The sequence below is a fragment of the Proteus mirabilis ATCC 29906 genome (genome assembly GCF_000160755.1).
Lineage (GTDB): Bacteria > Pseudomonadota > Gammaproteobacteria > Enterobacterales > Enterobacteriaceae > Proteus > Proteus mirabilis.
The window spans coordinates 146,006-167,250 of the sequence record NZ_GG668577.1 but is presented as its reverse complement, the minus strand read 5'-3'; the positions used below and the strand labels follow the sequence as shown (position 1 = coordinate 167,250).

Sequence of the window (21,245 nt, the reverse complement as noted above, 5' to 3'; positions counted from 1 at the left end):
CAGTTTACCATCTCATAGGAAAGTCTGCCTATCAACGGTTTTTTATTAACTCTTTTTCTACCAAAATAAATAACAAAGCGTTAGCTACATCAAAGTTTCACCTACTCGGAACATTTTCTTGCTCATCTCCCCCTTGACGATTGAAACAATTAATTAGAGTATGTTTTATGAACAGCTCAGTAAATATACTGAAAGTAATGTTAAGTAAATAAAGACAAGTATATGAGAGAAGCTAAGTATGGAGACAGGTACAGTTAAGTGGTTTAACAACGCTAAGGGTTTTGGTTTCATTACCCCTGCCGCAGGTGGCGAAGATATTTTTGCCCATTATTCATCAATAAGAATGGAAGGCTACCGCACACTGAAAGCGGGTCAGAAAGTTAATTATAGCACAATAAAAGGACCTAAAGGGGATCATGCTGATCTTATCATTCCTATTATCGAATAATGGTTAAGTAAGTATGATGTGGATAATATTTTATCCGCTCTCGCCCCTTATTTCGTCCATTTTCACACTTTAAACAGAAAATGACGCTCACATTATCATACCAATAAAAGCCCTTATCTTTTGAAAGATAGGGCTTTTGATCTTTTATAGACTACCGCTATTTTACTCTCTCGCTAAGGCATCAATAGGGTTCATTTTGGCCGCATTTCTCGCCGGTAAAAAACCAAAAATAACCCCAATTGCTGTAGAGCAAGCAAAAGCACTTATCAGTGCCGTGGGCTGGAACACAAAATGCCAATTGGGTAGCATCATGCTGGCAAACATAGCAATCGCAAATGAAAGGCTAATACCTAATAATCCTCCCACCAAACACACCAGTACTGACTCAATTAAAAATTGTTGCATAACATCACTGGCTCGTGCGCCTACCGCCATACGAATACCAATTTCCCGAGTCCTTTCCGTAACAGAAACCAACATGATATTCATCACGCCGATCCCGCCTACCACCAGCGAAATAACCGCTACCAAGGTTAAAAACAGTTGCATAGTTTGCGTGGTTTTTTCAGCCGCTTTAATAAAGCTATCAATGTTATAAGTAAAAATATCTTTTTTACCATGCCGGATCGTTAATAAGCGGAGAATTTGTTGCTCAGCAACACTCGCATCATAGCCCTCTTTTACTTTTACCGTGATGTTATCTAAATAACTACGATTATAAATTCGACTACTTAGCGTACTGTAAGGCACCCAGACACGTAATGACTTATTATCACCAAAAGTGGATTTTTGCTCTGCAACCACCCCTATGATAGTAGAAGGAATATTACGAATAATAATTTGCTCGCCAATCACCGCTTGTTTATTCGGGAAAAAACGATGACGAGTATTTTCATCAATAACGACTACTTGCGCTTGGCGATGGATCATATCAGGCGTAAAAGTGCTCCCCTGTGCAAATTTCAACGCATACACTGAAAAATAATCCTCGTTAACACCAGAAACTGTTGCCGGCGCATCTTGATTACCACGACGTAATCGAGAGCTAAAGTAAATCTGTGGTGTCACTGATTGTATATAAGATTGCTGTTTTAACGCATCAACATCTTGAATGGTTAAGGATTGTTTATCTTCTGGTGAATCACTACCAAGCTCCTTACCCGGATAGATATCAATGGTATTGGCGCCAATCGCTTTTATATCTGCTAAGACCCTATCTTTGGCAGCATCACCAATAACAATAATGGTGACAACAGAGGCAATGCCAATAATGATCCCCAACATTGTCAGCAAGGTACGAATTTTATTCACCACCATTGCTCGCCAAGCCATGTTTAATGCCTGCGTAAAACGTCCAATGACTTGATGAAAATAAGAGGCGGTTTGGATCGCAGGTGGTGCCTTTTTCACTGGTGCAGAATGGTGATTATTATTATCGCTAATAATTTGACCATCTTTAATTTCAATAATACGATCGGCTTGTTGGGCAATTAATGGATCGTGAGTGACAATAATCACCGTATGCCCTTGTTGATTTAATTGCTTTAAGATAGCCATTACCTCTTTACCCGATTGGCTATCTAATGCCCCCGTTGGCTCATCGGCGAGGATCACTTCTCCGCCATTCATTAATGCACGGGCAATACTGACTCTTTGCTGTTGACCTCCGGAAAGCTGACTTGGCCGATAGTGAATACGCTCTGCTAAACCAAGGCGAGTTAATAGCGCACGGGCGCGCTCTTTTCTTTGCTCTGTACTTTTACCTGCATATATGGCGGGGATCTCCACATTTTGCTCAGCAGTTAAATGCGCCATCAAATGGTAGCGTTGAAAAATAAAGCCAAAATGTTCACGGCGTAGCGCAGCCAGTTGGTCACTTTCCATATCTGCCACACATTGCCCAGTCACTTTATATTCACCGCTGCTTGGCTTATCTAGGCAACCTAATATGTTCATTAGCGTTGATTTCCCAGAGCCTGATGCACCAATAATCGCGACCATTTCCCCAGCATTAATCGTCAGTGAAATCTGATCCAGTACCACCGTGTCTTCTTCACCATTGGTATATAAACGGCTTACGTTGTTGAGCTCTAGTAATGCAGACATTATGACTCTCCTGCAATCTCACCGAGGATCACGTCATCATTTTCATTTAATCCACTAATGACTTCTGCATAAACATCTGTACGAATACCGATTTTAACTACGCGTTTTTCAGGCTGCCCATTGACGAGAACCTCTACTTGATATTCATTTATGCCTACATCTTCCCCTAATGCTGATAATGGCACTAAGAGAATATCTTTTTTATGCTCAAGGAGAATTTTAACTTGTGCTGTCATTTGTAAACGCAACAAATGTTGTTCATTGGGGACTTCAAAACGTGCATAGTAAAAAATCGCATCATTGATTTTTTCAGGTGTAGGTAAAATATCTTTTAACTTACCATTGAAGGCTTTGTCTGGTGCTCCTAACACAGTAAAAGAGGCTTTAAGATCGGGTTTTAAATAGATAACATCCGCCTCAGAAACTTCGGCTTTTACTAACATGGTATCTAAATCAGCTAATGTTAATATGGTTGGTGCTTCTTGAGCTGCAATGACTGTCTGCCCTTCAAGGGTTTTGATAAAAGTGACCACACCATCCATCGGCGCAGTAATACGGGTATATTGCAAATTAGTTCTTGCGGTATCCAGTGTTGCCTGATTTTTTCTAATTTGTGCTTCATAAGTCGCCACTCGCGCTTTTTTGACTTCAACGTCTGTTTTAGTGCGATCAAGCTCTTCTTGGGCTATAACATGTGTGCCAATCAGCTTTAATTGACGTTGATAAGTCAATTGCGCCAAACGTAATTCGGCTTTAGCTTGCTGTAAATTAGCCGTCAGTTCATTATTCGTTTCTTGAGATTCCGCGACCTCATTTTGTGCTTTTTTCGGATCAATAATCGCCAGCAGATCGCCTTTTTTTACTACATCCCCTTCTTTTACATATAAGGTTTGTAGCTGACCACTCACCTGCGCACCAACATCGACTTTACGTACCGCATCTAATTTGCCCGTTGCTGTGACTTCTTTGGAAAGCTCCCCACGAGTAATTTTTTGTGTTTGATAACTAGGTAAATGCTCTTTCGGCCAGAAAAAAAATAAGCCTATGGCAATAAAAATCAAAATAGCAGCTATAATCTTCCCTTGCTTTTTAGTTAGGAAAAAAGCCATGAAATATCCTTCTTATACAATAAGAGTGAAATAAAAAATAAAGTCCTGTTGGTAATAACCTAAAATCACCCTTAACTTTTTCGATAATAAAAACACAATAAGATATCTATGCCCCTATAAATAGAAGCATAGAAAAATGACTTAATTGGCTTTTCCTCTCGCAAGCCATGCTACCCGAGAAAACATCACCTTTAATAAAGTAGGAATAGCATCAATACCTCGTTGTGCAGCATTATTAGCAACCGTTAAGGCAAGATCAGGCTTTGATGAACGTTGTATCGCTTTTATGATCACACGTCTTACTGGCCATTTTTCATTATCAGGAACACCCGCAACCTCATGATAGACATTGCGAAAACCTTCTTTATATAAATAGTGTTCCATATCTAATGCTGGCAACCGTGTTAATCGGTCACGCTCCGCATCATTTCTTTTTGCGGCAAATTCTTTAACGGTGGCGGCATATTTTTTACCCGCCTCATCGCCATCAACCAACGTATGCCATTCTATACCCATATAGGTAGCATACTTTAACAGTGGCTTAAGTCCGCACTGCGCAAACTCAATGACTTTGATCCCTTCAGATTCAAAGAAGTAGTTACATTGTCTGGCTAATTCGTTCATTAGCCAGATTTCCGTTTCCCCTTCGACCAATAACCAACAACGAGCAAAGAGTGCAGAAGGTCGGTTATAACGAATATGAAAAGAGATACGACGCTCTTCTTCTGCATGAAGTTGTTTGTCGCCAAGTCGATAAGCGGCAACTTTATCTGTATCACGTACTAATCGACAAACACTTTGTAGTGGCGCTAAGGAGAGTAACTCCCCTGAATTGGTTGTCGTAATGCGTTGCAAAGAAAAGAGATTTAATAATCCCCATGCCACAGAAAGCATAATAGGGTGTAAGCGAGTTTCAGGGTTTTCTACAATCACTATCGGTCTTGCATAAGGATCAAGTTCGACACTGCCTCGTGACTGTAGAATAGAAGAGAACATACCTAAAATAATTAAGCGGATATTGCGCTGATTAGGTTTCGCTAAAATCTTATTAATATTTTCTAGTGCATGCCATCCTCGAATATGTGGCTCACTGACTTTGCGATGTTTCAAATGAGATTTAAACAGTAGCGCACCGTGATCAGCAAAATAGTGTCCTAATAACTGTTGCATTGCATCTAACCCTTCACGTAAATCTTCATCTGATAAATTGTCTGGGTTATTAATTAATGCTTTCGTTAATTCACTCATCTTATTATTAAATGCTTCACGATGAGGCTCATTATGAGAGTCAATAACTTCTGTTGTTAAATTAGGTATAAAACGCGCATCCTGTAAGCGCAATACCGGATAAAGACGCACTATTTCAGCAATAATCGCTTTGGTTTGTCCATTAGCTAAACGGATCTGTTTACCTTCTTTATCCAGAAAATAACGAAATGTTTTGACATTCTGTTGCTCATCTAATTCTGCACTAATACGGTAATAAATATGCTTACGAGCATCTCCATTAGCTATCCATACAGGTGCTAATTTACGAAAACGATACGAGCGATGACGACCAGGACGTGATTCAGTAAAAGTTAGAATAATTTGTAGGTTTTTTTTACTGTTTTCTGGCTCATTAGGTAAACGATGAAAATCTTCTGCTGTAAAAGCATATTGATAAGTTTCGATCCCCAAACTCAAGGTTAACGCATCAAGTAATGAAGTTTTACCCCATGCATTTTCACCAACCAAAACCGTATTCATATCAAGGGGGAGAGAAAGGCGATTAAGCCCCCGAAATCCTGCTATTTCCACTCTTTCTAAATACATAAATTCCCTCTCAGGTCGCAACTCAGTTGTTATGGTTCATCTATTGCATCTCTATCAACTTTATACGCTTTCTGATAATAATTTTACTTAATGACTTATTTTTATTAAAACACAGTTCCTCAGGAGCGTAATAAAATTTACTCAACTATTCGACACATAACTAATTAGCTCATTTTTCAAACAATTAAGGCTATATTAATCAGATCGTGCTAGGCTCTTCTTCTGTAATAAAAATTTTCAACTTATCGCGGTTTCTATATCCACATAACTATTAGCAAATGTTATAATACAATTCGCGTTATTAGTTTATTTTATAATTTTGACAACACTCAGTAAGGAATAGAAATGCTATCAGGGTTATTGATTATCCTATTGCCCCTGTTTATAGGGTATTTGATTAAGTTAAACAATCGCCCTTTGCTTCAATTGGCTAACCGTTTACTTAGTGCAATGGTCTATGTGATCCTCTTTTTAATGGGGGTTAGCTTAGCCATGTTAGATAATATTGGTGAAAATTTATTTTCTATCCTTGCCTATGCCAGTGTCTTCTTTATCTGTACTTTTGGTGCCAATCTGCTGTTTTTATGGTTGCTGGATAAAAAAGATCCTTGGCATGTCCCTGCACATAAACAAGCTAAGCCCCCTTCACGTATCAAAATGGTACTCGAATCACTACAACTTTGTGGTGTAGTGGTAGTAGGTTTTTTTGTCGGTTTAACCGGATGGTCAATTTTTGGTTATGCATCTCAAGCCAGCCAAGGCGCACTTATCTTTTTATTATGGCTTGTTGGTCTACAATTACGTAATAGTGGCATGAGTCCAAAGCAGATCTTAATTAATCGTCGCGGTACTACCATTGCAATAGTGATGGCAATAAGTGCCCTTGCAGGTGGTGCATTAGCGGCTTATTTACTCGGATTACCCACAAAAATGGGATTAGCGATAGCCTCTGGTTATGGTTGGTATTCTTTATCGGGGATCGTATTAACCGATGCGTTTGGCCCGGTAATTGGTAGTACCGCTTTCTTTAATGACTTAATGCGTGAATTAGCCGCTATCATGCTAATCCCCATTATTGTTAATCGTTATAGAAATACGGCATTAGGTATTTGTGGTTCAACTTCTATGGACTTTACGCTACCTGTATTACAACGCAGCGGAGGGGTTGCCATAGTTCCTGCTGCAATTGTGCATGGTTTCGTATTAAGTTTGGTCACACCAATCTTAATGGCGTTCTTTACTTCATAGAAAATTTTGTAACAATAGTATTATTACGTCTTTTCTTACAGTGGGTTAACGATGAATCAACAGCGTGTATTGGTATTAGGTGCCAGTGGACATATTGGACAAAATCTTATTCCTGCCTTAATAGCACAAGGCCATCAAGTCACCGCCGGAGCTCGTAGAGTCGATTGGATGATGTCGCAAGGGTGGCAAAATATACGCTGTGTATTTGTTGATTTACACGATCCCAAAACATTACGAGATGTCATCCGTAATACGGATATTGTGTATTACCTTGTGCACAGTATGGGAGATGCCCATAACCTTATCGAACAAGAGCGCCAAGCGGCATTGAACGTCGTAGATGCTTTAGAAGAGAGTGACGTTAAACAAATTATTTTTTTAAGTGCGCTCCAACATAAAGATCAACCCTACTCTCCCCATCTTGTTGCCCGCAAGCTCACGGGAGAAGTACTTAGAACCAGCTCTATTCCTGTGACGGAAATCCGCACCTCTATGATTGTCGGTCCCGGCTCGGCCGCTTTTGAGATCATGCGAGATATGGTATATAACTTACCGATATTAACCCCGCCGCGTTGGGTGCGTTCAAAATCATCCCCTATTGCGTTAAAAAATTTAATTTACTATTTAACAGAAATTATTCATCACCCAACCCATCAACACCGCATTTTTGATGCCGGTGGCCCTGAATATATTAGCTATCAAACACTTTTTGAGCGCTTTATTAACATCTCCGGCAAAAAACGATTACTGATCCCTTTGCCGATCCCCGCCAGTATTATTTCTGCTGGGTTTATTAGCCTAATAACTTCAGTACCCACTTCAATCGCCAAGGAGCTTATCCAAGGGCTTAAATACGATCTTCCCGCTAAAGATGCCTCTTTACGCAAACTGATCCCACAAAAGTTAATTTCTTTTGATGACGCAGTCAGAGAAACACTCGCAGATGAAGAAGCAGCTTTAGATGATCAAGATTGGGGTTACTCTCCTGAAGTACGTAACCGTTGGAAACCCGGCTATGGCTATTATCCCAAAAATGCCGGATGTACAGTGTCAACACCAGCAAGTGCGGCGGCACTTTGGCATGTCGTTCAGCAAATTGGTGGTGAACAAGGTTATTTTTATGGTAATGCATTATGGAAAACACGTGCTTTATTAGATGATCTTGTCGGCAACAAAGTCACTTATGGACGCCCTCAGCGTGAAACGCTAGCGCTAGGTGATATGATTGATGGTTGGCGGGTAATAAAGTTAGAGCCTGAAAAACAACTGACTTTACTCTTCGGTATGAAAGCCCCCGGTTTAGGGCGCCTCTCTTTTACTATTCACGATAGTGGTAACCTACGCTCATTAGATGTCCGTGCTTGGTGGCATCCTGCTGGTTTTAGTGGTTTACTCTATTGGTTTGCCATGATGCCAGCCCATTTATTTATTTTTAAAGGTATGGCTCAAACCATCTCAACTTACGCCTATAGATTGGATAAAAATTCACCTAAAAAGCCCGATTAATCGTCCTAATATCCATTTTTAAGTAAAAAAAGCAATTTTTTATGCACTATTAGTTGCATAATTATTCTCATCGTTTTATCATTTGAAACAGTTAATGACTATTCAAAAAAAACGCATGAGTATTCAATTAAAAAATATAAATTGTTTCTACGGTTCGCACCAAGCACTCTATGATATTAATCTAGAATGTTCTGCTGGTGAAACAATGGTTCTGTTAGGACCAAGTGGTGCGGGTAAGAGCTCTCTAATGCGGGTTCTAAACTTATTAGAAATGCCTCGTTCTGGTGAATTAGACATTGCTGGTCTACATTTTGATTTTGGCCAGCAACCGAATGCGAAAGCGATTCGTACATTACGCCAAAATGTTGGCATGGTTTTTCAGCAATATAATTTATGGCCACACTTAACGGTTCTTGATAATTTAATTGAAGCACCTTGTCGTGTTTTAGGCTTGGCAAAACCGCAAGCTAAAGAAAAAGCGATGAAATTACTTGAGCGTTTACGTTTAAGTGATTATGCACAACGTTTTCCACTGCATTTATCCGGTGGACAACAGCAACGTGTTGCCATTGCAAGAGCATTAATGATGGAGCCTCAGGTACTGTTATTTGATGAACCAACGGCAGCACTTGATCCAGAAATTACGGCTCAAGTTGTTGATATCATAAAAGAGCTTTCTGAAACAGGGATCACACAAGTTATTGTGACCCATGAAGTTGAAATTGCGCGCAAAGCCGCAAGCAAAGTTGTATATATGGAAAACGGCCGTATTATAGAGCAAGGTGATAATCATCATTTCACTGCCCCTCAAACGGAAGCTTTTGCTAATTACTTGTCACACTAAATCGGGATCTGACAATGAAAAAAATATTATTTGCAGCACTTCTGACCAGTATTACACTTTCTGCAACAGCGGCTGATAAAGAGACTATTCGTTTTGCTACTGAGGCAACTTATCCTCCATTTGAAATGATTGATGCAAACAATCAAATCGTTGGTTTTGATGTAGATTTAGCAAATGCCATGTGTGAAAAAATTAATGCTGAATGTACTTTTACCAATCAATCATTTGATAGCTTAATTCCTAGCTTAAAATTCCGCCGTTTTGACGCATTAATGGCGGGGATTGATATTACGCCTGAGCGTCAAAAACAGGTAGATTTTACTGATTCTTACTATGACAACTCAGCGGTCTTTATCACCGTGACAGGTAAAATTTCCGATGTTGCAAGCTTAAAAGGCAAGCAAATTGGTGTCCAAAATGGGACAACCCATCAGAAATTCATCAATGAACAACATAAAGAGATGAAAACGGTGCCTTATGACAGTTACCAAAATGCCGTGTTAGACCTAAAAAATGGTCGTATCGAGGCTATCTTTGGTGATACCGCTGTGGTTAATGAATGGCTGAAAAAGAATCCTGAATTAGGTATTGTTGGTGATAAGGTCACTGATCCTAACTATTTTGGTACAGGCCTTGCTATTGCAGTAAGAAAAGGTAATGCTGATTTACAAGATAAATTAAACAAAGCATTATCTGAAGTAAAAGCCGATGGCACCTATGATGTCATTTATAAAAAATGGTTTGAATAATTATAGTTAATAACAACAATAGCTTAATAAATGAATGAAATAACAACGCTAGCAGGTGCGACCGTGACTACGGTCACACTTGCTATTTCTGCTCTTATTATCGGATTAGTTCTAGCCATGCTGTTTACTGCGTGGGAATCCGCAAAGTGGAAAGCCTTTGCTTTTCTAGGAACTTGCTGGGTAACACTAATTAGAGGACTGCCAGAAATGCTGGTGGTTCTTTTTGTCTATTATGGCACCTTACAAGGTGTCATGATGCTCATGGATGGTATTGAATTAGGTCCTTTCACCTTACAATTTGACTTTGGTGATACTGAATCTTTACCTTTCTATTGTGGTGTTATCGCCCTTTCACTTCTGTATGCGTCTTACGCTTCACAAACTTTACGTGGTGCATTAAAAGCCGTGCCAACCGGACAGTGGGAAGCAGGACAGGCATTGGGTATGGGAAAAATCACCATTTTTTTCCGCTTTATCATGCCTCAAATGTGGCGTCACGCGTTACCCGGACTCGGTAATCAGTGGTTAGTGCTCTTAAAAGATACCGCTTTAGTCTCATTAATTAGCGTTAATGATTTAATGCTACAAACCCAGAGTATTGCCAATCGTACTCAAGAGCCTTTTACTTGGTATAGCATTGTGGCACTTATCTATTTAGCCATTACATTAGTCAGCCAATATATTCTGAAATGGTTAGAGATGAGAACGACCCGATTTGAACGGAGTGCCTCATAATGTGGGATTATATTGTTGATATTTTACCAGGCTTACCGACCAGTTTATCACTGACTTTTGTTGCGCTCTTAGTCGCCTTTACGTTATCGGTATTAATGACTTTTATTTTGGCATTAAAAGTCCCTGTTATTTCACCTATCGTAAAAGTCTATATTACATTGTTTACTGGCACACCTTTGTTGGTACAATTTTTCTTAATCTATTATGGACCAGGACAATTCCCCTCATTAAAAGAATATCCTCTGTTGTGGGAATTATTATCCACACCTTGGTTTTGCGCCATGGTGACATTAGCATTAAATAGTGCGGCTTATTCAACACTCCTTTTCCACGGTGCAGTCAGGGCGATACCTGCTGGACAATGGCAATCCTGCCAAGCTTTAGGTATGTCACCGCTACAAACAGCGAATGTCATCTTACCTTATGCTTTCAAACGCGCCCTTTCTTCTTATTCCAATGAAGTGGTGCTGATTTTCAAGAGTACTTCTCTTGCTAGCACTATCACTTTACTTGAGCTAACCGGCTATAGCCGACAAGTCTTTGGGCAAAATTATGATGTGATGGTATTTGTTGCTGCAGGCATTATTTATTTAGCTATCAATGGAATACTGACACTGTTAATGAGATTAATTGAGAAGAAAGCCTTAGCTTTTGAACATCGTGATTAGTGCAACTTTAATCATTACACCACGTTTTTTGCTTTAAAATTAACCCCCAAAGTTGAACAACCGCTTTGGGGGTTATTAAGTTGTGCAGTTAAAATTATCAAGCGTTAACGACAATAACATGTTATTGCGATTAAATTAGCGTTTAACTTTGTTGTAAAACCAAGAGCGTCAACACTTCATAATGAGCAGTATGAGGGAACATATCAAACAGTTGCACTCTATCGATACGATAATGAGAAAGTTGTTGTATATCTTTTGCCATCGTTTGAGCATTACAACTGGAATAGAGGATAAAACGAGGCTTCATACTATTTAAATAGTCGCATAACGTTTCGCCAATACCCCGTCGTGGCGGATTAACCAGTACTAATTCAGGAACAGACTCTCTTGCTAAAGCAAAACCAGTAGAGTCCAGCGCTTGAAACTCTACATGCTCTAACCCTAATTCATTGGCGGATAAACGTGCACATTCAATCGCTTCAGGGCTAATCTCAATGCCTATTAATTCCGTGTTTTTTTGTGCGCAATGTAAGCCAAACCCCCCTGAGCCACAAAAGAGATCCCATAACCGGTTTATCTGCAACTCTTTGACCCAATGCCCTGCCGTTGCATACAGTGACGCGGCAACATCGGGATTGGTTTGAAAAAAACCTTTCGGGCGAATATGTAACGGAATCTCATTAAAATATTCATCTAAAAAGGTTTTTTCTGTTAATACAATTTCTTGCTCACCTTCCAATATCGCCATATGGACAGGTTGGATATTCACCGAAATAACGGCTAATTGGGGTAATTGAGCCTGTAACCATGGTAATGCTTGGCGAAGTTGCGCCAGTTTTTTTTCTGAGCGCAACACAAAACGTAGCATCATGCTGTGATTGTGGCGACTTTCTGTTAATAAAATAAACTTTAGCTCGCCTCGACGACGTTCCACGTTATAAGGCACTAATCCTGCTTTGGCAATAAAGGTTTTTAATATTGGGAAAACCGGTTCAAAGGAAGCGGGATAGAGTGGGCATTGGCATAAATCAACACCTTCCCCCTCTGGTTTACGTAACCCTAAAATCGGTTTTTCGACACTACCACTTACCACCATTTTCGCTTTATTACGAAATTGAACTTGTTGGCTTTCTACCGGCGCTAATTGAGTAAACGCGTAGTTTTTGGGCAATAGATCTAATAGATTATGTTGTTTTTGATTAATTTGTTCGGAATAAGCAAGAGAAAGCCACTCACAAGAGTGGCAATCACCCGCACTGGAGCGTGCGCATTGCATAAGATTTTGTGACCGTTATAGATAGTAATTAATGTACAGTATATGAAGAGTCTGTTGATGATGATGTTATGTCTAGATCTTCATCTTCTTCATTTTCTTGTCTTTCGCCATACAGAAAATCATTATTAAAGATCTCACTGATCACTTCTGCTGACTGCTCTTCAGCCTTATGTAAAAACAGATCGAACTGATTAAATGATAGTCCCACAGCAATAGGTAAAGATTGGCTCAAAACTAATTTCGGTAAGTTTTCATCGCTAATTTCTAGGAACGTCTTAATAAATAGGGAACTTGCATTAATTTGACTAAGATTTGCCATAACAGGCACTATCGCTGATGGTTTTAATTCAGCAATAGCGGTAAAAACAAGCACATCATCAAGCACATCAATTTTAGCATCAAAAATACCATTGATATATTGAAGATGAGGTAAATGTAACGCCTGACAAGAGTCACATTCATAGAAAGCAATCTGTAATTCATCCAGCCAAGATTTCAGCTGATCCAGATCGATAGTAACAACAGCGTCCATTAAATAACCTTTACGCGCTAAAAATAAGAGTGCTTTTCTGCATTGGCGTTATTTTGCCACTTTTTTTCACCAGAAGGCAGTAATAAATAGAAAAACGCCACAAATAAAGTCAAGTGACAAAGAGGCTAAGTCACCTAGCCTCTTTCACTCATCATGATATAAAACTGTATTTATTTTTCGTTATGTGGCTTTTTCTTTTTATTTTCAGTTGCCTTAGTATCAATACCTAAGAAGGTTAAACGATAGATCGCTCGCCAAACGATATGTATTGCAGGTGGGATCATACAAAGCACCCCTAAAACAACCAAGGTCAATTGCCCTGTATAGGTTGTTAACCATTCCGGTGAAGTCATATATTGATTAATATATAAGTAAGCGATAACCAATAGCACAATACCAATTAGTTCAATAATAATAATTGGCTTTGGCATATCTGATAGTGTTTTCATATCCCGTTTAGAGGGCTTTTCCATGTTGTCTCCGTTCATCGCCTTGCACTCGTCCTATATCATCATTCAGCAAATTGATATAATTTATTACACTAAAAGGCAATAACTGTTTTTGTTTATTCGAATAAAAAGGCATAGTATTCACAAATAAAGACTATTATGCCTGAATTTTTTTCCTCAATAAGGAGTGTCGTATGTTTGTTGTAATTTTTGGTCGTCCTGGTTGCCCATATTGTGTCCGAGCTAAACAACTTGCTGAAACCTTGTCTGAAAAACGTGATGACTTTGATTTCCGCTATGTGGATATTCAAGCTGAAGGTATTACCAAAGCAGACTTATCAAAAACCGTCGGTAAACCTGTTGAAACTGTGCCACAAATTTTTATTGATGAAAAACACATTGGTGGCTGCACAGATTTTGAAGCTTATGCGAAAGAGCATTTAGGCATCTATAACTAATTTTTAAAACGCTAAAATACTTTATTTATCAATGTGTTTTAGCGTTTTCATTCTTTTTTACCTACTACTTTCTCCGTTGTTTTTTCCCTTTTCAGACCACTTACTAAAAATATTTCTATTTTTTTTCATTAATTGGCGAACTTTCTTTTTAACTCGTAGTCTGAATTAGTGCCACTGCTTTTCTTTGATGTCCCCAAATATTGAGGAGCCCGATAGTTTCAACCCCTTTTGGTGAAATAACTGTCGGGTTTTTTATTGCCTAAAATTCAGTAACACTCTCCTTGTAATGTCACCACAATACGTCGACGCCCACCGTGATCTCTATGTTCACCTAAATAAATCCCCTGCCATGTACCTAAATTTAATTCCCCTTGGCAAATAGGCACCGACACACTCTGACCAAGTAAACTACTTTTAAGATGGGCTGGCATATCATCACTGCCTTCATAAGTGTGAAGATAATAAGCTTCATGCTCTTTCACACAGCGATTAAAGAAACTTTCAAAATCACTGCGTACAGTCGGATCGGCGTTTTCATTAATGGTTAATGACGCAGAAGTATGTTGAATAAAAAAATGAGCAATACCTATTTTGTATTGTCTGAGTTCGGGTAATTCTTGCAACAGTGCCTGTGTGATTAAATGAAATCCTCTCGGTTTTGCTTGAAGTAAAATCTCTTTTTGAAACCACATTGATTAATACCTTTAAACATATGGGTGATAGATAAAAAAGTGCAATTACTCAAGGGTAAAGTGTTTTTTTAGTTAATTCAGTCAGTCAGCGAAAAAAAACTGACAATTCTTGAAAAAAAGCACAATTAAATAAGAAAATTACTCTTTACCCTGCGCACAGCCTCATTTAACCTTGTGGGATTGACTGATTATGTACCATAAACATTGCCTATCAGCACGATATATATGGAGCTTACTTTGCTGGAACAACTCAATTTAGCCGTATTTTCATTGATGAATGCAACCCCTTCGGCCTCCCCTTTAGAGATTAATGTCGCGATCTTTATTGCTAAATACTTGGTTTACTTGTTCCCTCTGTCTTTAGCTTTCTATTGGCTATGGGGAAATGAAAAGCATATTGATCAGCAAAGGACTTTAGCTTGTAAGGCTGGGGTCGCTCTGATTATTGCCCTCTCTATCTCTTGGTTTATCGGTATGATAGCTCCCCATGATCGCCCTTTTGCAGCCAATATCGGTTATAACTTCCTTGATCATGAGGCAACGCCTTCCTTCCCTAGTAATCATGGTACTTTCGTGTTTACTATCGCACTGGCTTATCTTTTTTGGCATAACAGTAAACGCATTGGCATGCTGATGCTTATTTTAGGTCTTGCGATTGCTTGGGCTCGTATCTATCTTGGCGTCCATTGGCCAATAGATATGGTTGGTGCATTTATTGTTGCTCTCCTCTCTTGTGCATTAAGTCAAATACTTTGGTCACAAGGCGGGAAAAAGTTACAAAAAGCGATCCACCAGCTTTATCAACTCTGCTTTGCATATCCTATTCGCAAAGGTTGGACAAAAGCTTAATCCTATTAGGATAAGAAACAACCGCAAAAGGCCACAGTATTAATGTGGTCTTTTTTATTGTCTTTTTCTGCTATTTAATATAAATAAATAAAGATTTTATATATTAATATATGAATAAAAATATTCTCTATTATTATATTTTTTGTCCAAAAAATAATTTCGTTGTTATTTTAATCAAAATGAAGTTTTTATATTCACTAGAAATAAAATATTTTATGATTTTATTAACAGGAATATTGTACCAAATATAAACAATATTTCTGTTATTGATAAAATAATGAGATAACTATTTTATCAAACAGTAGAAGACCATTAATAAATAATCATATTTTTTTATTTCTATAGGCTTTTAAGTGATTTTTTAGCCAAGTCACAAAATTTATTTTTTATATATAAATCAACATATTATAAAGTTAAAATAATGTTTTAAATGTAAATAAAAATAACCTCATTGATTTAAATCATCTATTTTATAAAAAATAGAAAGCAGGAAAAATAATCATTAACATATGAATATTTCTATATTTAATTTTATTCTAAAAAATAAACAATTTTGGAAAACCATTTCAAAATGTTTATAAACAGCACACAAAAAGCACAAAGTATAAAAAATGTTACATTTAGCGATTTTTTAGTTATATTTAGCATTTGAGATGGTGATCACGGTAGTTTATCCTGAAAAACACTATATTCTGCCCATCTAAAGTCTAGATATAAACTTATTGAATATTTTTTCAAATTTTAGAAGATTTTTATTCTTTTAAAATCTAGCTTTTTTAGTATGTGGTAATTGAAGATATTGAGATAACACCAGGCACTCAATGCGCTCATTTATTCATAATAAAATTTATGCAGTGATTGCTTTGTAAAAAGGCAATGACTCACTTTATTTTTCATTATTTTTTTACCGCGTTATTTCGGAGAGTATTATGGATACAACCAAAGCTGGTTCTATCGCACAGGGTAATACCCAAAGTGATTACAAAACATGGCGTAAGTCAGACACAGTATGGATGCTCGGTTTGTATGGTACAGCTATCGGTGCTGGCGTTCTGTTTTTACCTATCAATGCCGGGATTGGTGGCTTAATTCCTCTGTTGATTATGTTAGTACTTGCTTTTCCTATGACCTTTTTTGCACACCGTGGTATGTGTCGCTTTGTGCTATCAGGTAAAAATCCAGGTGAAGATATTACTGAAGTGGTTGAAGAACACTTTGGTAAAACAGCAGGTGTATTAATCACTCTGCTCTATTTCTTTGCTATTTATCCTATCTTGTTGGTTTACAGTGTCGCTATCACTAATACGGTAGAAAGCTTTATTGTTCACCAAATGCATATGACAGCACCACCTCGTGCGATTTTATCACTGGTACTGATTGTCGGTATTATGTGTATCATTCGCTTTGGTGAACAAGCTATTGTTAAAGCAATGAGTGTCTTAGTATTCCCATTCGTTGCCATCTTGATGGTACTTGCTTTATACCTCATTCCTGAATGGAATGGTGCCATTCTTGATACGCTCTCTTTTGATCACGCATCAACTTCTGGTATGAGCCAAGGCTTGTTAGTAACCTTATGGTTAGCTATCCCTGTGATGGTGTTCTCTTTTAACCACTCACCAATCATCTCTGCTTTTGCTGTGGCAAAACGCGAAGAGTACGGTGATAATGCAGAGAAAAAATGTTCACGCATCTTAGCTTATGCTCATATTATGATGGTGATCACTGTTATGTTCTTCGTGTTTAGCTGCGTATTTAGCTTAACACCAGAAAATTTAGCTGAAGCAAAAGAGCAAAACATCAGTATTCTGTCTTATCTTGCTAACCACTTTGAAGCACCCGTTATCGCTTACATTGCACCTTTCATTGCCTTTGTTGCGATTACTAAATCTTTCTTAGGTCACTATTTAGGGGCTCGTGAAGGTTTCAATGGCTTAATTATCAAAGGGATGCGCGGAATTGGTAAGAATGTCGAAAAAGATCGTTTAAACAAAATCACAGCTCTGTTTATGTTGGTTACAACGTGGATCGTTGCAACATTAAACCCAAGTATCCTTGGTATGATTGAAACATTGGGTGGCCCAATCATCGCAATGTTACTGTTCTTAATGCCTATGTATGCTATCCGTAAAGTACCAGCGATGAAAAAATATCAAGGCCATATTAGCAACGTATTTGTTGTTATCATGGGTCTGATTGCAATCTCAGCGGTTTTCTACACCTTAGGTAATACTTTCATTAATTATTTCTTTAACTAATAAGTTTATCGATGGCTACTTTCTAAAATGAAAGTAGCCATATCGCTACAGTCTACAAAACAGTTTTCATTCTAATAACACACAGTGCGCCTTTAAATTAGGGAGGCGAATATTATGGTTAGCGTTTTTGATATTTTTAAAATCGGTATTGGACCTTCAAGCTCACACACGGTAGGCCCAATGAAAGCAGGTAAAGAATTTGTCGATTTACTTGCTGAGAAAAACCTTCTCTCCTCTGTTTCCCGCGTAGTCGTTGATGTGTATGGCTCTTTATCTCTAACAGGTAAAGGTCACGCAACAGATATCGCGATTATTATGGGATTAGCCGGTAATTTACCTGATACGGTTGATATTGACGCTATCGCACCTTTTATTAAACAAGTCGAAAATACCGGACGTTTGATGTTAGCTAATGGTGCTCAAGAGGTTGATTTCCCCGCGGTTGGAGGCATGAATTTTCATAAAAGTAATTTACCTCTTCATGAAAATGGTATGACTATCAGCGCCTATAATGGCGAACAACTTCTGTTGAAAAAAACCTATTACTCCATTGGTGGCGGCTTTATTGTTGATGAAGAGCATTTTGGTCAGCCCGAAGAGAATAAAGTTGAAGTACCTTATCCTTATCAATATGCTGCTGATTTGCGACGTCACTGTAAGGAAACCGGCCTCTCTCTTTCTGCACTGGTGATGCAAAATGAACTTGCATTACGCAGTAAAGAAGAGATCTCAGCCCATTTTGCTGCCGTTTGGGAGGTAATGAAATCAGGTATCGAGCGCGGTGTTAATACCGAAGGCTTATTACCGGGACCATTACGTGTTCCTCGTCGCGCATCTGCGTTACGTCGTATGTTAGTGACTGAAGATAAAACCACCACCGATCCTATGACAGTGGTTGATTGGATCAATATGTTTGCATTAGCCGTAAACGAAGAGAATGCAGCCGGTGGACGTGTTGTAACAGCACCCACTAATGGCGCATGCGGTATTATTCCTGCCGTACTCTCCTATTACGATAAATTTATTCGCCCAGTCAACGAAAACTCCTATACACGCTTTTTCTTAGTAGCCGGTGTTATTGGGTCGCTGTACAAAATGAATGCCTCTATTTCCGGTGCTGAAGTGGGTTGTCAAGGTGAAGTCGGTGTAGCCTGCTCAATGGCTGCAGGGGCTTTAACTGAACTGCTAGGGGGTAGTCCTGAGCAAGTCTGTATTGCGGCTGAAATCGCGATGGAGCATAACTTAGGTCTTACTTGTGATCCGGTTGCAGGACAAGTACAGGTGCCTTGTATCGAGCGTAATGCTATTGCTGCCGTACAAGCGGTAAACTCAGCACGGATGGCGCTTCGTCGTGTCAGTGATCCACGTATCTGTTTAGATAAAGTCATCGAGACTATGTATGAAACAGGTAAAGATATTAATTCTAAATATCGTGAAACATCACAAGGTGGCTTAGCCATTAAAGTCTCTTGCGATTAATTTAACACTTTGACATGGCAGTTACCCATAAACCAATGCCAGCTTTTGCTGGCATTATTTATTTTTGCTCCCCGACCAAGATCCCTTCAATCACAACATAATAATTTTATATTTTTATCACAATGGCAGTATCATGTGACACTGAGCATATCTTCTAAAGTCCAATATCTATAAACCTATAAATCTATTGGTCATATTTATATTATTAGCTAAAGTTGATTAATTAGAGGGTTATTCGCTCAATAAGTAGCAACAGAGCGACACATTTTTTCTTGATCTGTTGAATCGATAGCATTGATGCATTATCACTCATGTAGCTCTACACGGGATAAAAAGAGAACCAAAATGAAATCAGATATTGAAATTTCCCATCAAGCACCGCTTTTACCCATCCAAGATATTGCTAAAAAAATAAATGTAGACCAAGACGATATTGAATTTTATGGCAAATACAAAGCCAAGTTTAGCCAGAGTATTTGGTCAAAAATCACCTCAAAAAAACAGGGTAAATTGGTGCTTGTCACTTCCATTAATCCCACACCAGCAGGTGAAGGTAAAACCACCGTTACGGTAGGATTAGGACAAGCCCTTAATCAATTAGGCAAAAGTGCCATTATTGCATTACGCGAACCCTCCTTAGGCCCTTGTTTTGGTCTAAAAGGAGGAGCGGCTGGCGGTGGATATTCACAAGTTGTACCGATGGAAGATCTCAATCTTCATTTTACCGGTGATTTTCATGCTATCACCTCTGCAAATAATTTATTAGCAGCGATGTTAGATAACTCGCTTTATCAAGGTAATCCCCTTAACATTAATCCTAAAAAGATTATTTTTAAGCGCTGTATGGATATGAATGATCGCGCACTACGTCATTTAGTGATTGGATTAGGTGGCGACAAAGATGGGGTGGTTAGAGAAGATAGCTTTGTTATCACCGTTGCTAGCGAAATTATGTCTATCCTTTGTTTAGCAAAAGATATTAATGATTTAAAACAGCGCTTAGCACGTATCATCGTTGCATATAACTATGAAGGCGAGCCTGTTAGTGCTGAAGATCTCAACGCTGTCGGCGCTATGGCAACCTTACTTAAAGATGCCCTTAATCCTAATTTAGTACAAACGTTAGAAAATACCCCCGCGATTATTCATGGTGGCCCTTTTGCCAACATTGCCCATGGCTGTAATAGCCTAAGAGCGACTAAACTTGCTCTTCAACTGGCTGATATCACTGTAACAGAAGCGGGATTTGGTGCTGATCTAGGTGCGGAAAAATTCTTTGATATCAAATGTCGCATAGGCGACTTACAACCAGACTGTGCAGTTTTAGTCGTTACCACTAAGGCATTAAAATATAATGGTGGCTTAGGCAAAACACAGTGGGATCACGAAAATCTCACCGCTTTAGCAACGGGGATCGAAAATCTAGGTAAGCATATTGAAAATCTGAAAAAATATGGTGTTCCGGTTATTGTTACAGTAAATGCTTATGTGACAGACTCTGCTAAAGAGCATGAATTTATCGCCCAATATTGCCAGCAAAGAGGATGTCGTTTTGCCATTAGTCAAGTATGGGAGAAAGGTGGCGCGGGTGGTATTGAATTAGCCAATCAGGTTATTGATACACTAGAAAATGATGCACCACAGTTTCAATTACTCTACCCTGATAATATGCCTTTAAAGCAAAAGATAGAGACCATTGCTCAAGAAATTTATGGTGCAAAAGGAGTGACTTACAATGCTAACGCCCAAGAGATGCTAACAAAAATCGAGGATATGGGCTTTGGCCATTTCCCTATTTGTATGGCAAAAACGCAATATTCTCTATCAGATGATCCCGCATTACTTGGTCGCCCGACTGATTTTACCATTAATATCCGGGAAGTGTATGTCAGTGCTGGTGCAGGCTTTGTTGTTGCATTAACGGGCACAATAAATACGATGCCAGGATTACCTAAAAAACCGGCAGCAATGGCGATGGACGTTGATGATCATGGGGCAATAAAAGGACTGTTCTAAGGCACTTA

At 38.7% G+C, this 21,245-nt stretch carries 19 protein-coding genes; 12 read left to right on the top strand and 7 right to left on the bottom strand.

Going from position 1 to position 21,245, the window contains the following annotated elements:
* Window positions 1-238 precede the first annotated feature (238 nt).
* A complete protein-coding gene (gene cspD / locus HMPREF0693_RS07305; protein ID WP_004244557.1) occupies window positions 239-448 on the top strand; it encodes a cold shock domain-containing protein CspD in 210 nt (69 codons plus the stop codon).
* A 162-nt stretch (window positions 449-610) separates the two neighbouring features.
* Here the strand turns inward: cspD and macB are convergent, their stop codons facing one another.
* The 3 genes from macB to HMPREF0693_RS07290 form a co-directional block, all read right to left on the bottom strand.
* Window positions 611-2,554, bottom strand: coding sequence for a macrolide ABC transporter ATP-binding protein/permease MacB (macB, locus tag HMPREF0693_RS07300; protein ID WP_004244556.1), 1,944 nt, complete (start codon window positions 2,552-2,554; stop codon window positions 611-613).
* Complete coding sequence (macA, locus tag HMPREF0693_RS07295) at window positions 2,554-3,663, bottom strand: macrolide transporter subunit MacA (protein WP_004244555.1); 1,110 nt, start codon at window positions 3,661-3,663, stop codon at window positions 2,554-2,556. Before macA ends, macB begins: the two co-directional genes overlap by 1 nt.
* 141 nt (window positions 3,664-3,804) lie before the next feature.
* Window positions 3,805-5,478, bottom strand: a complete 1,674-nt coding sequence (locus HMPREF0693_RS07290; RefSeq protein WP_004244554.1) for an ATP-dependent nuclease — start codon at window positions 5,476-5,478, stop codon at window positions 3,805-3,807.
* Window positions 5,479-5,823: 345 nt separating this feature from the next.
* Between HMPREF0693_RS07290 and HMPREF0693_RS07285 the strand changes: the two genes are divergently transcribed.
* From HMPREF0693_RS07285 to artM, 6 genes are all read left to right on the top strand, one after another.
* Window positions 5,824-6,726 (top strand): LysO family transporter, encoded by a 903-nt coding sequence (locus HMPREF0693_RS07285; RefSeq protein WP_004244553.1) that lies wholly within the window; start codon window positions 5,824-5,826, stop codon window positions 6,724-6,726.
* 51 nt (window positions 6,727-6,777) lie between these two features.
* Entirely contained in the window at window positions 6,778-8,232 is a 1,455-nt protein-coding gene (locus HMPREF0693_RS07280) for a DUF2867 domain-containing protein (protein WP_004244552.1), read from the top strand.
* 115 nt (window positions 8,233-8,347) lie between these two features.
* A complete protein-coding gene (gene artP, locus HMPREF0693_RS07275) occupies window positions 8,348-9,076 on the top strand; it encodes an arginine ABC transporter ATP-binding protein ArtP (protein ID WP_012367698.1) in 729 nt (242 codons plus the stop codon).
* Between the two features lie 14 nt (window positions 9,077-9,090).
* Complete coding sequence (artJ, locus tag HMPREF0693_RS07270) at window positions 9,091-9,825, top strand: arginine ABC transporter substrate-binding protein (protein WP_004244550.1); 735 nt, start codon at window positions 9,091-9,093, stop codon at window positions 9,823-9,825.
* A 30-nt stretch (window positions 9,826-9,855) separates the two neighbouring features.
* Window positions 9,856-10,560 carry an arginine ABC transporter permease ArtQ gene (artQ, locus tag HMPREF0693_RS07265; protein ID WP_004244549.1) on the top strand — a complete coding sequence of 235 codons (705 nt, stop codon included), beginning with the start codon at window positions 9,856-9,858 and terminating at the stop codon, window positions 10,558-10,560.
* A complete protein-coding gene (gene artM / locus HMPREF0693_RS07260) occupies window positions 10,560-11,228 on the top strand; it encodes an arginine ABC transporter permease ArtM (protein ID WP_004244548.1) in 669 nt (222 codons plus the stop codon). Before artQ ends, artM begins: the two co-directional genes overlap by 1 nt.
* A gap of 142 nt (window positions 11,229-11,370) precedes the next feature.
* On the opposite strand, the gene rlmC is transcribed toward artM, so the two are convergent.
* The 3 genes from rlmC to HMPREF0693_RS07245 all read right to left on the bottom strand — a co-directional run bounded on the left by rlmC (window position 11,371) and on the right by HMPREF0693_RS07245 (window position 13,509).
* Window positions 11,371-12,504 carry a 23S rRNA (uracil(747)-C(5))-methyltransferase RlmC gene (gene rlmC, locus HMPREF0693_RS07255; RefSeq protein WP_004244547.1) on the bottom strand — a complete coding sequence of 378 codons (1,134 nt, stop codon included), beginning with the start codon at window positions 12,502-12,504 and terminating at the stop codon, window positions 11,371-11,373.
* Window positions 12,505-12,532: 28 nt separating this feature from the next.
* Window positions 12,533-13,036, bottom strand: coding sequence for a type III secretion system chaperone family protein (locus tag HMPREF0693_RS07250; RefSeq protein ID WP_004244546.1), 504 nt, complete (start codon window positions 13,034-13,036; stop codon window positions 12,533-12,535).
* Window positions 13,037-13,206: 170 nt separating this feature from the next.
* The gene (locus tag HMPREF0693_RS07245; RefSeq protein WP_004247610.1) at window positions 13,207-13,509 is read right to left on the bottom strand and encodes a YbjC family protein; all 303 of its coding nucleotides are present in this window, start codon (window positions 13,507-13,509) and stop codon (window positions 13,207-13,209) included.
* Between the two features lie 170 nt (window positions 13,510-13,679).
* On the opposite strand from HMPREF0693_RS07245, the gene HMPREF0693_RS07240 reads away from it, so the two are divergent.
* On the top strand, window positions 13,680-13,943 hold the full coding sequence (locus HMPREF0693_RS07240) for a GrxA family glutaredoxin (RefSeq protein ID WP_004244541.1): 264 nt from the start codon (window positions 13,680-13,682) through the stop codon (window positions 13,941-13,943).
* A 266-nt stretch (window positions 13,944-14,209) separates the two neighbouring features.
* Here the strand turns inward: HMPREF0693_RS07240 and HMPREF0693_RS07235 are convergent, their stop codons facing one another.
* Window positions 14,210-14,635: a secondary thiamine-phosphate synthase enzyme YjbQ gene (locus tag HMPREF0693_RS07235; RefSeq protein WP_004244540.1), complete on the bottom strand. Its 426-nt coding sequence runs from the start codon at window positions 14,633-14,635 to the stop codon at window positions 14,210-14,212.
* Between the two features lie 237 nt (window positions 14,636-14,872).
* Between HMPREF0693_RS07235 and ybjG the strand changes: the two genes are divergently transcribed.
* The 4 genes from ybjG to HMPREF0693_RS07215 all read left to right on the top strand — a co-directional run bounded on the left by ybjG (window position 14,873) and on the right by HMPREF0693_RS07215 (window position 21,237).
* Entirely contained in the window at window positions 14,873-15,484 is a 612-nt protein-coding gene (gene ybjG / locus HMPREF0693_RS07230; protein WP_004247606.1) for an undecaprenyl-diphosphate phosphatase, read from the top strand.
* Between the two features lie 929 nt (window positions 15,485-16,413).
* On the top strand, window positions 16,414-17,742 hold the full coding sequence (locus HMPREF0693_RS07225) for an HAAAP family serine/threonine permease (RefSeq protein WP_004244537.1): 1,329 nt from the start codon (window positions 16,414-16,416) through the stop codon (window positions 17,740-17,742).
* Between the two features lie 114 nt (window positions 17,743-17,856).
* Window positions 17,857-19,221, top strand: coding sequence for an L-serine ammonia-lyase (locus HMPREF0693_RS07220; protein ID WP_004244536.1), 1,365 nt, complete (start codon window positions 17,857-17,859; stop codon window positions 19,219-19,221).
* A 345-nt stretch (window positions 19,222-19,566) separates the two neighbouring features.
* Window positions 19,567-21,237 (top strand): formate--tetrahydrofolate ligase, encoded by a 1,671-nt coding sequence (locus tag HMPREF0693_RS07215; RefSeq protein ID WP_004244535.1) that lies wholly within the window; start codon window positions 19,567-19,569, stop codon window positions 21,235-21,237.
* Window positions 21,238-21,245: the final 8 nt, after the last annotated feature.

Excerpts from the sequence above, each read along its gene's own strand:
- cspD (WP_004244557.1), top strand. The coding sequence starts at position 239 with ATGGAGACAGGTACAGTTAAGTGGTTTAACAACGCTAAGGGTTTTGGT.
- macB (WP_004244556.1), bottom strand. The coding sequence starts at position 2,554 with ATGTCTGCATTACTAGAGCTCAACAACGTAAGCCGTTTATATACCAAT.
- macA (WP_004244555.1), bottom strand. The coding sequence starts at position 3,663 with ATGGCTTTTTTCCTAACTAAAAAGCAAGGGAAGATTATAGCTGCTATT.
- HMPREF0693_RS07290 (WP_004244554.1), bottom strand. The coding sequence starts at position 5,478 with ATGTATTTAGAAAGAGTGGAAATAGCAGGATTTCGGGGGCTTAATCGC.
- HMPREF0693_RS07285 (WP_004244553.1), top strand. The coding sequence starts at position 5,824 with ATGCTATCAGGGTTATTGATTATCCTATTGCCCCTGTTTATAGGGTAT.
- HMPREF0693_RS07280 (WP_004244552.1), top strand. The coding sequence starts at position 6,778 with ATGAATCAACAGCGTGTATTGGTATTAGGTGCCAGTGGACATATTGGA.
- artP (WP_012367698.1), top strand. The coding sequence starts at position 8,348 with ATGAGTATTCAATTAAAAAATATAAATTGTTTCTACGGTTCGCACCAA.
- artJ (WP_004244550.1), top strand. The coding sequence starts at position 9,091 with ATGAAAAAAATATTATTTGCAGCACTTCTGACCAGTATTACACTTTCT.
- artQ (WP_004244549.1), top strand. The coding sequence starts at position 9,856 with ATGAATGAAATAACAACGCTAGCAGGTGCGACCGTGACTACGGTCACA.
- artM (WP_004244548.1), top strand. The coding sequence starts at position 10,560 with ATGTGGGATTATATTGTTGATATTTTACCAGGCTTACCGACCAGTTTA.
- rlmC (WP_004244547.1), bottom strand. The coding sequence starts at position 12,504 with ATGCAATGCGCACGCTCCAGTGCGGGTGATTGCCACTCTTGTGAGTGG.
- HMPREF0693_RS07250 (WP_004244546.1), bottom strand. The coding sequence starts at position 13,036 with ATGGACGCTGTTGTTACTATCGATCTGGATCAGCTGAAATCTTGGCTG.
- HMPREF0693_RS07245 (WP_004247610.1), bottom strand. The coding sequence starts at position 13,509 with ATGGAAAAGCCCTCTAAACGGGATATGAAAACACTATCAGATATGCCA.
- HMPREF0693_RS07240 (WP_004244541.1), top strand. The coding sequence starts at position 13,680 with ATGTTTGTTGTAATTTTTGGTCGTCCTGGTTGCCCATATTGTGTCCGA.
- HMPREF0693_RS07235 (WP_004244540.1), bottom strand. The coding sequence starts at position 14,635 with ATGTGGTTTCAAAAAGAGATTTTACTTCAAGCAAAACCGAGAGGATTT.
- HMPREF0693_RS07225 (WP_004244537.1), top strand. The coding sequence starts at position 16,414 with ATGGATACAACCAAAGCTGGTTCTATCGCACAGGGTAATACCCAAAGT.
- HMPREF0693_RS07220 (WP_004244536.1), top strand. The coding sequence starts at position 17,857 with ATGGTTAGCGTTTTTGATATTTTTAAAATCGGTATTGGACCTTCAAGC.
- HMPREF0693_RS07215 (WP_004244535.1), top strand. The coding sequence starts at position 19,567 with ATGAAATCAGATATTGAAATTTCCCATCAAGCACCGCTTTTACCCATC.